We start from the raw sequence: 12,043 nt of genomic DNA, 5'->3' as shown, positions 1-12,043 counted from the left end.
TCCCCCAGAAAAGCCAGTAAAGGACGACCGTGTCTGAAGCAACGACCACCCAGAACGACTGGAACCACAAGCTGACCCTCGCGCAGGAGATGCTGCCGCTGATCAGCAAGCTCCACCGCGAGAACAACGTCGTGACCTCCATCTACGGGCGTCTGCTGGTGGGTGTGACCGACGTGGACATCATCAAGGCGCACCGCTACGCCCGCCGCATCGTGGAGCGCGAGCTTCCCCTGGATGACACCCTCCCGATCCTCCGCGAGCTGGCCAACCTCAACCTCGGCACCGCCTCGATCGACCTCGGCCGCCTGGCCAAGAACTACTCCCGCGTGGAGGGCCGGGACCTGCGCTCCTTCCTCGAGGAGGAGCTCAGCGAGGTCATCAACACAGGCAGCGAGGTCGAGCCGCGCGACGTCGTGCTGTACGGCTTCGGCCGCATCGGCCGCCTGCTTGCGCGCATCCTCATCGCCCGCGAGGGCATGTACGGCGGCGTGCGCCTGCGCGCCGTCGTGGTGCGCAAGAAGGGTGCGGACGACATCGTCAAGCGCGCCTCGCTGCTGCGCCGCGACTCGGTCCACGGCGCCTTCAACGGCACCATCTCCGTCGACCACGAGAAGGACATCATCTGGGCCAACGGCACCCCGATCCAGATGATCTACTCGGATGATCCGGCGGGCATCGACTACACCAGCTACGGCATCAACGACGCCATCGTGGTGGACAACACCGGCCGCTGGCGCGACCGCGAGGGCCTGTCCCAGCACCTCCAGTCCAAGGGCGTGGCCCGCGTTCTCCTCACCGCCCCGGGCAAGGGCGACGTGCGCAACATCGTCTACGGCGTCAACCACGGCGACATCACCAGCGACGAGTCGGACCGCGTCATCTCCGCCGCGTCCTGCACCACCAACGGCATCACCCCCGTGCTGAAGGTGATCAACGACCGCTACGGCGTCAGGCACGGCCACGTGGAGACTGTCCACTCCTACACCAACGACCAGAACCTCGCGGACAACTACCACAAGGGCCCGCGCCGGGGCCGCGCCGCAGCCCTGAACATGGTGCTCACCGAGACCGGCGCCGCGAAGGCCGTCGCCAAGGCTCTGCCCGAGTTCGAGGGCAAGCTCACGGGCAACGCGATCCGCGTTCCCACCCCGGACGTTTCCATGGCTGTGCTGAACCTCGACCTGGAGAAGGAGGTGCAGAAGGACGAGGTCAACGAGTTCCTGCGCCGCGTGTCCACCGACTCCAACCTGCGCCAGCAGATCGACTACATCAACTCCCCGGACATCGTCTCCACCGACCTCCTCGGCAGCACCCACGCGGGTGTCGTCGACGGCCTGGCCACCATCGCCGCCGGCAACCACCTGGTGCTCTACGTCTGGTACGACAACGAGTACGGCTATTCCAACCAGGTCATCCGCATCGTCGAGGAGATCGGGGGCGTGCGCCCGAAGATCTACCCGGAGCGCAAGGAGCCCCAGGACATCCGCTAGAGCCGCGTGACGACGGCCCTCCCCGCAGCCAGCGGGGAGGGCCGTTTCCCTTCGGCCGCCGTACTACGGGTTGGTGATGATGACCTTCATCGCCTTGTTGCTCGACGCGTTGTAGAAGGTGTCCCAGGCCCGGTCCAGCTCGTCCCAGGTGAAGTGGTGGGTGGCCAGGGACTTGATCGGCAGGGTCGTCGACTGCACCGCCTTGAGCAGCATCCCGGTGGTGTTGGCGTTGACGAGCCCGGTGGTGATGGTGAGGTTCTTGATCCACATCTCGTTGAGGGCGAAGTCGACGGGCTTGCCATGCACGCCCACCACGGCGACGTTCCCGCCGGGTTTGACGTGGCGGGTGCACAGTTCCCAGGTGGCGGGCAGGCCGACGGCCTCGATGGCGGTGTCCACCCCGCGTCCCTCGGTGGCGGACTTGACCACGGTGTCGAAGTCCTGCGAGGAGGGGTTCACCGTGTGCGTGGCGCCCATGGAGCGGGCCATCTCCAGGCGGCTGTCATCCATGTCCGCCACGGTGATGCTGGCGGGGGAGTAGAACTGCGCGGTGAGCAGTACTCCCATACCGACGGGACCGGCGCCGACGATGAGGACATCGCTGCCCGGGGAGACCGCGCCGTACTGGACCCCGATCTCGTGGCCGGTGGGCAGGGCATCCGAGAGGAAGACGCCCACCTCCCTGTCCAGACCCTCCGGCAGGTGGTAGAGCGAATTGTCGGCGAAGGGGGTGCGCACGTACTCCGCGAGCGTGCCGTCGATCATGTATCCGAGGATCCAGGAACCGCCGTTCTCGCAGTGGCTGTAGAGCTGGCGCTGGCAGTTGCCGCAGGAGCCGCAGCGGGAGATGCAGGAGACGAGCACCTCGTCACCGGGCTTGAAGTTGGTCACGGCGGAGCCCACCTCCTCCACGATGCCGATACCCTCGTGGCCCAGGATCCGGCCCTTCCACTCGCCGGTTTCGCGGCGGGCGGTGTCCTCGATCTCCGGGTTCTTGCCGTGGGCGATGCCGAGATCGGTGCCGCAGATGGTGGTCGTGGTGATGCGGATGATGGCGTCGGTGGGCTCGAGGATGGTGGGGCGGGGGCGGTCCTCGATGCGGATGTCCTCGGTGCCGCAGTAGGTCAGGGCCTTCATGGTATGTCCTTTCGGGGAGGTAACTACCTCCGCCGATGCTACCGGGGTCCGGAGGATTGCGCGGCCGCCTCGTACACCTGAACCAGTTTCTCCGTCGCGGCCCGCCAGGACCAGCGCACCGCCTCCTCCCGGGCGCGGCGGGCCATGTCTCCGCGCAGCGCGGCATCGGTGAGCAGGCGCGCGAGCGGCTCCGCCCAGGCCGAGTCGGGCAGCGCCGGGTCGACGAGGAAGCCCGTGGAGCCGTCCTCGATGACGAAGGGAACCCCTCCCGCCCGCGCCCCGACCACCGGCACGCCCGAGGCGAGGGCCTCCAGGGCGACGAAGCCAAGCGTCTCGGTGGTGGAGGGGAAGAGGAAGGCGTCCGCGGAGGCGAAGGCGGCGGCCAGTTCGGGCCCGGACAGGTACCCGGTGAAGGTGATCCAGTCGCGCTCCATCGTCCGCCGCAGCTCGCGGTACTGCGGCCCTTCACCGACGAGGGCGAGCCGGGCGCCGGGGACGCTGCGGCGCACCTCCTCCATGATGCCGAGGGTGCGCGCCACGTCCTTCTCGGCGGAGATCCGGCCGACGTAGATGACGAGGGGGGCATCGGGGGAGCCGTCGCTTAGCAGTGCGCGCATCCGGCGCGTGTGCGCCGCCGGCGTAAACGTCCCGGTGTCCACGGCCTTGGGCCACAGCTCCAGGTCGCGGATGCCGTAGGACGCCGCCCTGTCCAGCATGGGGGCGGAGGTGACCAGGTTCGCGCGCGCGGTGCCGTGGAAGAGTCTGAGGGCCCGCTTCGAGCACGGGGCAAGCCAGGAGATGCCCAGGCGCAGCGTGTACTCGGGCACGTCCGTGTGGAAGGAAGCGACCACGGGAATGCCGAGGGCGCGTGCGGCGAGCGTGGCAAAGCCGGCGGTCCACATGGGGTTGACCGCGTGCACCACGTCAGGTTTGAAGCGCGCGAGGCGCAGGGGGACGCGCGGGTCGGGCAGCCCGGCGCGGATTTCGGGGTAGACGGGCCAGAACGGCACGGAGGGGATGCGCACGACCTCGAAACCCGCGTAGGTGCGGGGAGGATTCCCGGGGGCGAAGACGAGCACCTCGTGGCCCATGTCCGCCAGCTCGTCGAGGGTGCGGGTCACGCGGGTGATCACGCCGTCGATCTTCGGCAGGAAGACCTCGGTGAACAATGCGATCCGCATCTACTTCGCGCCGTCGGGCACGCCCTCGGCCTGGCCGCGGGTCCACAGGGAGCGCGCCGGGATCCGCTCCAGGTCGGCGCGGTGCGCGTAGCGCTTTGCGACATCCTCCACCTCGCGCAGGAGGCCCTCCTCGAGGCGGGTGGGTTCGAGGCCCAGGTCGAGGAAGGCGTCGTTGGCGACAAAGAGGTCGTTCTCGGGCGACTCCTTCCGCGGGTTCGGCACGTAGGCGACCCGGGCACCGGAGATGCGGCCGACCAGCTCGGCGAGGTCGCGCACGCGGTGGGTCTCGGTCATCTGGTTGAAGATCTTCACCCGTTCACCGCACGCGGGCGGGTTCTCCAGCGCGATCTGGATGCAGCGGACCATGTCCCGGATGTGGATGAACGCGCGGGTCTGGCCGCCGGTGCCGTGGACGGTCAGCGGGTAGCCGACAGCCGCCTGCATGAGGAAGCGGTTGAGCACGGTTCCGTAGTCACCGTCGTAGTCGAAGCGGTTGATCAGGCGCTCGTCGCGCAGCGTCTGGACTGTGTTGGTGCCCCAGATGATGCCCTGGTGCAGGTCGGTGATGCGCAGCTCGTCGTTTTTGGCGTAGTAGGCGAAGAGGTGCTGGTCCAGCACCTTGGTCATGTGGTACACCGAGCCCGGGTTGGTGGGGTAGAGGATCTCCTGGTCGACGTGCCCGCCGCCCTCGGTGGCGACCGTGACGCCGAGGTATCCCTCGGGGATCTTCATCCCGGCGGTCCCGTAGCCGTAGACGCCCATGGTGCCCAGGTGAAGGACGTGGATGTCGAGGCCGGACTCGACGATGGCGACGAGGAGGTTGTGGGTCGCGCTGACGTTGTTGTCCACCGTGTAGCGCTTCGTGCGCTGGTTCTTCATGGAGTACGGCGCGGCGCGCTGCTCCGCGAAGTGGATCACGGCATCCGGGCGGAATTCCCCGATGAACTCGAGGAGGCCGTCGAAGTCGCGCGCGATGTCGATGTTGTGGAATTCGATGTCTCGGCCGGAGACCTCGCGCCAGGCGGCGAGACGCTCGTTCACCGTCGCGATCGGAGTCAGCGACTCTGCTCCCAGCTCACCGTCGATCCGGCGGCGGGAGAGGTTGTCCACGATGGCGACCTCGAAACCGGCATCCGAGAGATGCAGGGAGGTCGGCCAGCCACAGAACCCGTCCCCGCCCAGAACCGCAACCCTCAACTCGACACCCTTTCTCCCGCCACCCCCTCGACACCGGTGGCACCTCCGGCCAATGTCCCGCCAAGGTTACCGGCCCCGCGGTGGTTCCGCCCGGTGAAGCGGGTGAACAACGGGTAACCGAAAGCGCCGTCGCGTGTCCGGGATGTTGGGTATGGTTTTGCCCATGAAAAATCAGGGTGCAGCCACCGCGGCGGGGGCGGACAACCCCGTCATCATCGTCGGTGCCGGCCTGGCCGGGCTGGTCGCGGCGCACGAGGCGGTCAAGGCGGGCCGCAGGGTGGTGATCGTCGACCAGGAGAGCCGGGCCAACCTCGGCGGGCAGGCCTTCTGGTCCCTCGGCGGGCTCTTCCTCGTGGGTTCCCCGGAGCAGCGCCTCATGAGGGTGGAAGATACCGAGGAGCTCGCCTGGCTCGACTGGGAGAACTCGGCGGATTACGACGACGCGGACCACGACGAGTGGCCGCGAAGGTGGGGCCGTGAGTTCGTCCGCTTCGCCTCGACGGAGATGCGCGCGTACCTGCGCGACCTCGGGTTGCGGGTGCTGCCGACGATCGGCTGGGCCGAGCGCGGCTCCGGCGACGCCTCCGGCCACGGCAACTCGGTGCCGCGTTTCCACGTCACGTGGGGCACCGGCCCCGAGGTGGTGCGCGTCTTCGCCGAGCCGCTGCTGGAGGCCGAAAAGCGCGGGGACGTCGAGTTCCGCTTTCGCCACCGGGTCGACGCCATCACCGTCGAGGGCGGCCGCGCCGTTGGCGTGGCCGGGGCCCGACTGGCGGAGGACGCGGGGGCACGCGGGGAGGCGTCGACACGCGACGAGCCCGGGCCCTTCGAGCTGCGCGGGGATGCCGTTGTGGTGGCGACCGGGGGCATCGGCGGCAACCTGGAGAAGGTGCGGCGGACCTGGCCCGAGGACCGCTGGGGACCGTGCCCGGAGGGCCTGGTCACGGGTGTGCCTGCGTTCGTCGACGGGCGCGGCATCGACATCGCCTCGGAGGCGGGTGCGCGGCTGGTCAACACCGACCGGATGTGGCACTACCCCGAGGGGATGGTCAACTGGGACCCGATCTGGCCCGGCCACGGCATCCGCATCATCCCGGGCCCCAGCGCGATGTGGCTCGACGCGACGGGCAGGCGGTTGCCCCCGCACCTCTTCCCGGGCTCGGACAACCTCGCCGCGCTCGCCCACATCGGGCGCACGGGGCACGGGTATTCCTGGTTCGTGCTCAACCAGGCCATCGCGGACAAGGAGTTCATCTTCTCCGGCTCCGAGCAGAACCCGGACATGACGGACAAATCGTTGCGCCGCCTGGCGGACAAACTCACCCCAGGCACCCCGGGTCCGATCAAGGCCTTCCAGGATCACGGCGTGGATTGGATCACGGCGGACACCATCGAGGAGCTCGTCGCGGGCATGAACGAGCTTGGCGACGTCCCCGTCGACGCCGACCTCGTCCGCCGGCAGATCATCGACCGCGACGCGCAGATGATGAACCCCTTCTCCAAGGACATCCAGGTCAACTACATCCGTATGGCGCGCAACTTCCTCGGCGACAGGATCGTCCGCGTCCACCCGCCGCACCGCCTGCTCGACGAGACGAAGGGGCCGCTCATCGCCGTTCGGCTGCACGTGCTGACCCGCAAGACGCTCGGCGGGATCGAGACCGACCTCGATGGCCGCGCCCTGCGCGGGGACGGATCGGTGTTCCCGGGCCTCTACGCCTGCGGCGAGGCGGCCGGGTTCGGCGGAGGCGGGATGCACGGCAAGAACGCGCTGGAGGGGACGTTCCTCGGCGGGTGCATCCACTCGGGCAAGCGGGTCGGGGAGGCGCTGGGGCGCCTCGTCTAGCGTTCTCCGGTCCCGGAAGAGGTTAAGCGCTCTCCACGATCACACCCAGGTGCAGCGAGTGCAGTTCGTGCGCGCCGGGCCCGGCGGGCAGGGCGGCAAGCTCGGCGGCGGTCTCCGCCGTGACGGGGATGATCCAGCCGAGGTTGGGGTCCAGGGCGGGGTTAGCGCGGGCATCGACCGGCACGAAGGTGACCGCCCGGCCTTCGGGGGCCGTGAGGCGCAGGGGAGTCCCGAGGTCCGCCAGCCGGGTCAGCGCCGACTCGGGGAGGGTGAGAACCACCATTTTTTCGTCGGTGTCGGGCGAGAGGTTCGCGGTGTGCACGTGCAGCGCGCCCACGCCCGCCTGCCGGAATTCGTCGGGGTAGTCCACCAGAGGGGTGGCGGGGGTGCCGCCGAGCAGCGCGCGCAGCCTGTCCAGAAGTCCCATGGCGGCAGTCTATCGCCTGGGCGGGTCGAAAACCGTGACGGCCGCCCGGCCCCCAACTGGGACTTTACGGTTCCCACTATTAAACTCGTAACCAACACCAATCTCTACGGAGGGAGTCTGCCGTGACCACGGCAACAGGCCACACCAACACCCCCAGCCAGCCCGGTGACGCGCCCGGCACCAACGCCGACAAGGGCCACCCGGAGCCGAAACACCCGGAGCCCAAACATCCCGACGACGAGCACCGGATGAGCACAGGCAAGCTCGTCTCGTTCTTCCTCTCCTTCGCCGCTCTCGCCGCGGTCCTGCTCATTCCGATGGACTCCATCGAGTGGCAGGGCCAGGTCGCCCTCGGCATGCTCGCCTTCGCCGTCATCATGTGGGTCTCCGAGGCGGTGAGCTACCCCGTCAGCTCCGTGCTTATCATCGGGTTGATCTCCATGCTGCTCGGCCTCTCGCCCGACCCGGACAAGCCGGAGAAGCTCTTCGGCACGAGCAAGGCGCTGGGCATCGCCCTCAACGGCTTTTCGACGTCCGCCGTGGCGCTCGTGGCGGCCGCCCTCGCCCTGGCCACCGCCATGCAGGCCACGGGCCTGCACCGTCGCATCGCGCTCTACGTGCTCAAGTTCGCGGGGGAGAAGACCTCGCACATCGTCGTCGGCGCCATCGTCATCTCGATCATCCTCGCCTTCTTCGTCCCCTCGGCCACCGCCCGCGCGGGCGCCGTCGTGCCGATCCTCCTCGGCATGGTCGCCGCCTTCGGACTGGCCGTCGACTCGAAGCTGTCGGCGCTGCTGATCATCACCGCCACCCAGGCGGTGTCCGTGTGGAACGTCGGCATCAAGACCGCGGCCGCCCAGAACCTGGTGGCCGTCGGGTTCATCGAGGACCAGATGCACACCACCGTCTCCTGGGGCCAGTGGTTCATCTGGGCGGCACCGTGGTCGGTGCTCATGTCCATCGCGCTGTTCTTCATCATGCGCGCGGCCATCAAGCCGGAGGTGGAGTCCATTGAGGGCGGCCGTGAGCTCGTCGAAAAGCAGCTCGGCGAGATGGGGCCCATGACGGGCGCCGAGAAACGGCTGACGGCCATCGCCGTCGTGCTCCTCGGTTTCTGGGCCACGGAGGGTGTGCTGCACCCGATCGACTCCTCCGTGATCACCCTCGTCGCGGTCGGCATCATGCTTCTGCCGGGCATCGGCGTGATGGAGTGGAAGTACGCGCAGAAGCACATCAACTGGGGCACCCTGATCGTGTTCGCGGTGGGCATCTCCCTGGGCTCGCTGCTGCTGAAGACGGGCGCGGCGACGTGGCTGTCGGAGAAGACCTTCGGCGCCATCGGGCTGGCCGGAATGCCGATCCTGGCCACCATCGCCATCGTGTCCATCTTCAACATCCTGATTCACCTCGGCTTCGCCTCGGCCACCTCGCTGGCCTCGGCGCTCATCCCGGTGTTCATCGCGCTGGCTTCGACTCTCGACGCCCCGAACGGCGGCATCGGCTTCGTGATCATCCAGCAGTTCGTCATCTGCTTCGGGTTCCTCCTCCCCATCTCCGCGCCGCAGAACATGCTGGCCTACGGAACGGGCGCGTTCACCACCAAGCAGTTCCTCAAGACGGGCATCCCCCTCACCGTGGTGGGCTACCTCCTCGTGCTGCTGCTGTCCGCCACGTACTGGAAGTGGATCGGGCTGGTGTAACCCCCTGCCCGGGTTAGGGTAGGCGCATGCGTTTGAGCCGTTCGAGCGAGGACCCCGGCAGCGGCCGCCGCACACCGTCGGTACCGCGGCCGGGGTCCGGCGCGTCCGCGGGGCGGGGACGGACCGGGTCCGTGCCGGACGGGGCCGCTCCGACCGGTGAGGCGCAGGCGGAGGCCGCGTCCCGCCGCGCCGAGCTGGTACTGCCCTACGGGGTGGGCGGGCTCGATGTCGTGGTGCCCGCCGGGGTGTTGCCCGACCCGCTCGCGGCGCCCGGCAACCGGCTCAGCTGGCCCGGGGCGAAGCTCGTGTTCAAGCGGGTGGTCGCGGACTTCTCCGTCGACGCGGTCACCGACCGGGCCGCGAGCCTGACGTACTACACGCTCCTGGCCATCGCGCCCGCGATCCTCGCCACTTACTCGCTCGTCCTCATGCTGCTGCCCCGCGACGGTACCGACGCCCCCCAGATGCTGCGGGACCTGCTCACCCGGTACGTGCCGGAGGCGCTGCAATCCCAGGCCGTCGAGCTGCTGGACACCATCGTGGGCACGCCGGCGGAGAACACGATCGCCCTGGCCGTCTCGGTCGCGGTCTCGCTGCTCTCGGCGTCCGCCTACGTCAGGTCCTTTTCCCGCAACGCAAACGTCATCTACGGACGCATCGAGGGGCGCACGCTGGTGGTCACGTGGGTGACCATGTGGGCGGTCACGCTGGTGCTGGAGGCGGGGGCGCTGGTGATCATCCTCGCCGCGCTGCTGCGGGAGTCCATCATCACGGGCGTGCTGGCGCCGGTCGCGCGGCCCCTCGGCCTGACAGGGGAGGTGGAGTACCTCACGGGGATCTTCCTGCCGGTGTGGTCCTGGCTGCAGCTGCCCTTCATTGTCCTCGTCTCGCTGGGCCTGGTGTCCATGCTCTTTTACTTCACGCCCAACGCCCGCCGGGGCAGATTCCGCCCCTTCACGCCTGGTTCGGTGTTCGCCGTGGCGGTCAGCGCCGCGAGCTGGACGGTGTTCACGTTGTACCTCTCGGCGGTGGGCGTGCGCAGTGCCTATGGGGCGTTCGGCACCGTTCTCACGGTGCTCGTGCTCGTCTGGTTCATGAACGTGGTGCTCCTGCTCGGGGTGAAGATCGACGCGGAGGTCCTGCGGGCCCGGGAGCTGCAGGTGGGTTACGACGCCGAGCGCGTGATCCAGGCGCAACCCAAGTCGATGGAGGCGGTGCAGTTCCGCCTGCGCGTGCAGCGGTGGCTCGACCGCGCCGCCGAGGACGTGAAAAACCGGAACGCGTGAATTTCGGTACGCTCGGTTATGTCACTAATTAGCAATTCGTTATAGGAGGATTCGCCATGTCGAACCTGACAGACCCGCGCAAGAAGTACCCCGTCATCTCCCCGCCGGCCCAGGAGCAGAAGCACCCGGGCCTGGAGATCAAGGCTGACCCGGTGCCGGAACTCGGCATGGACAGCTACAAGGGCAGCGGCAAGCTCGAGGGCCGCAAGGCCCTGATTACCGGTGGCGACTCCGGCATCGGTGCCGCCACCGCGATCGCCTACGCCCGCGAGGGTGCCGATGTCGCCATCGCTTACCTGCCCGAGGAGCAGCCGGATGCGGACCGCATCGTCAAGGCCATCGAGGAGGCCGGCCGCAAGGCCGTCGCCATCCCGGGCGACCTGCGGGAGCTGCAGACCTGCATCGACACCGTGACCAAGGCCGTCGAGGAGCTCGGCGGGCTGGACATCCTGGTCAACAACGCCTCGCGTCAGATTTACCACGACGGCATCCTGGAGATTTCCGACGAGGACTTCGACGACACAATGAAGTCCAACATCTACTCCTCCTTCCGCGTGACCAAGGAGGCCGTCAAGCACATGCAGCCCGGTTCCTCGATCATCTTCACCTCGTCGATCCAGGCCTACGAGCCTTCCGAGACCCTCCTGGATTACGCGATGACCAAGGCCGCGATGAACAACTTCTCCAAGGGTCTGTCGATGGACCTGCTGCAGAAGAAGGGCATCCGCGTCAACGCGGTTGCCCCGGGCCCGATCTGGACGGTTATCCAGCCCAGCCACGGCCAGCCCTCCGAGAAGGTACAGGAGTTCGGCCAGGGTTCCGAGATGGGCCGCGCCGGCCAGCCGGCCGAGCTCGCCGGTGCCTACGTCTACCTCGCCTCCGAGGACGCCTCCTACGTCTCCGGCACCACCCTTCCGGTCACCGGCGGTGCCCTGACGCCGTAGAACCGGCTCAGCAGAACCAGCAAAGTCGAACCGGCACACCGCCGGTGCCGCAGAGACCGCGGGAGACGGCACACGCCGTCCCCGCGGTCTCTGTGCGTCTACCGAACCGTTCGAGGGGATAGCATGTCCCGCATGACCGCCACCACGCGTGTGTTCCTCGCAACCCTCACCATCTTCCTCGCGGCGCTCGCCTCCGGGTGTGGTAGAGGCCAAGGTGAGGAGCAGGCGGCCCCTTCCACCGGGACGGAATCCGCCTCGCGGACGGTCACTGCGTCAGACACGGGGGCGTCGCCAAGCGAAAGCCCGCGGCCCCCCTTTCCTCCCGACGAGCCGCTTCCTGCGGATGCGAGGTTCACCTTCGCCAGCGGGCCCATCGAACTCGGCCGGGCGAACGGGGAGCCCGAGCTTTTCGACGCCTGCGCCGGCATCACCCCGGACGAGCTGAAGAAGGCGGGGCTGAGCCCGGCCTCGAACGGGGCGTTCAGGAACGACACCCAGATCGCGTGCACAACCATGAAGGACACGGGGGCGGTGGCCTACGTCATCTCCTCCATGAGGGGCGACCGTGACACCCTGCCGCAGCTGGATTCCACGTTCACCCTCCGCGAGGTCAACGCCTCGAAGAAGGTCCCCGCGATGTACGTCGCCCAGCTGGAGGACCTCCGCTCGAAGGTGCCCATGTGCGGCGCGTTCGTGGACACCCGGCGTGGGGCGCTCGGTGTGACGGTGATGGACGTGCACGGAAAGACCCCGGTGGACGCAATGTGCGCGGACGCGAAGGGGACGCTCGAGGCGCTCTACGCCGTCGGCAAGTAGCCCGCGCCCGTCCGGGCGG

Annotated in this window: 10 protein-coding genes; 6 read left to right on the top strand and 4 right to left on the bottom strand. The window is 68.4% G+C overall.

Annotated features, from left to right (window positions below; translation table 11 throughout):
• The first annotated feature begins 29 nt into the window (after positions 1 to 29).
• The gene (locus B3611_RS10020; protein WP_291314932.1) at positions 30 to 1,490 is read left to right on the top strand and encodes a glyceraldehyde-3-phosphate dehydrogenase; all 1,461 of its coding nucleotides are present in this window, start codon (positions 30 to 32) and stop codon (positions 1,488 to 1,490) included.
• A gap of 63 nt (positions 1,491 to 1,553) precedes the next feature.
• Here B3611_RS10020 and B3611_RS10015 read toward each other — a convergent pair whose 3' ends face one another.
• The 3 genes from B3611_RS10015 to B3611_RS10005 are packed head-to-tail and all read right to left on the bottom strand — an operon-like array spanning position 1,554 to position 5,005.
• The gene (locus B3611_RS10015) at positions 1,554 to 2,627 is read right to left on the bottom strand and encodes a zinc-dependent alcohol dehydrogenase family protein (protein ID WP_291314931.1); all 1,074 of its coding nucleotides are present in this window, start codon (positions 2,625 to 2,627) and stop codon (positions 1,554 to 1,556) included.
• Positions 2,628 to 2,665: 38 nt separating this feature from the next.
• Complete coding sequence (locus B3611_RS10010) at positions 2,666 to 3,808, bottom strand: glycosyltransferase family 4 protein (RefSeq protein WP_291314930.1); 1,143 nt, start codon at positions 3,806 to 3,808, stop codon at positions 2,666 to 2,668.
• Complete coding sequence (locus B3611_RS10005; protein ID WP_291314929.1) at positions 3,809 to 5,005, bottom strand: NAD-dependent epimerase/dehydratase family protein; 1,197 nt, start codon at positions 5,003 to 5,005, stop codon at positions 3,809 to 3,811. It lies immediately after the preceding gene.
• A gap of 163 nt (positions 5,006 to 5,168) precedes the next feature.
• Here B3611_RS10005 and B3611_RS10000 point away from each other — a divergent pair, with 163 nt between their 5' ends.
• The gene (locus tag B3611_RS10000) at positions 5,169 to 6,851 is read left to right on the top strand and encodes an FAD-binding dehydrogenase (RefSeq protein ID WP_291314928.1); all 1,683 of its coding nucleotides are present in this window, start codon (positions 5,169 to 5,171) and stop codon (positions 6,849 to 6,851) included.
• 22 nt (positions 6,852 to 6,873) lie between these two features.
• Here the strand turns inward: B3611_RS10000 and B3611_RS09995 are convergent, their stop codons facing one another.
• Entirely contained in the window at positions 6,874 to 7,278 is a 405-nt protein-coding gene (locus tag B3611_RS09995; RefSeq protein ID WP_291314927.1) for a hypothetical protein, read from the bottom strand.
• A 122-nt stretch (positions 7,279 to 7,400) separates the two neighbouring features.
• Between B3611_RS09995 and B3611_RS09990 the strand changes: the two genes are divergently transcribed.
• From B3611_RS09990 to B3611_RS09975, 4 genes are all read left to right on the top strand, one after another.
• Entirely contained in the window at positions 7,401 to 8,978 is a 1,578-nt protein-coding gene (locus tag B3611_RS09990; RefSeq protein WP_291314926.1) for an SLC13 family permease, read from the top strand.
• A 131-nt stretch (positions 8,979 to 9,109) separates the two neighbouring features.
• Entirely contained in the window at positions 9,110 to 10,264 is a 1,155-nt protein-coding gene (locus B3611_RS09985; protein WP_291314925.1) for a YihY/virulence factor BrkB family protein, read from the top strand.
• Positions 10,265 to 10,320: 56 nt separating this feature from the next.
• Complete coding sequence (locus B3611_RS09980; protein WP_291314924.1) at positions 10,321 to 11,208, top strand: SDR family oxidoreductase; 888 nt, start codon at positions 10,321 to 10,323, stop codon at positions 11,206 to 11,208.
• A 132-nt stretch (positions 11,209 to 11,340) separates the two neighbouring features.
• A complete protein-coding gene (locus B3611_RS09975; protein ID WP_291314923.1) occupies positions 11,341 to 12,024 on the top strand; it encodes a hypothetical protein in 684 nt (227 codons plus the stop codon).
• The last annotated feature ends 19 nt before the right edge of the window (positions 12,025 to 12,043 follow it).

This window comes from Corynebacterium sp. UBA2622, from assembly GCF_002339505.1.
Taxonomy (GTDB): domain Bacteria; phylum Actinomycetota; class Actinomycetes; order Mycobacteriales; family Mycobacteriaceae; genus Corynebacterium.
This window is presented reverse-complemented; position numbering and strand designations above follow the sequence as displayed.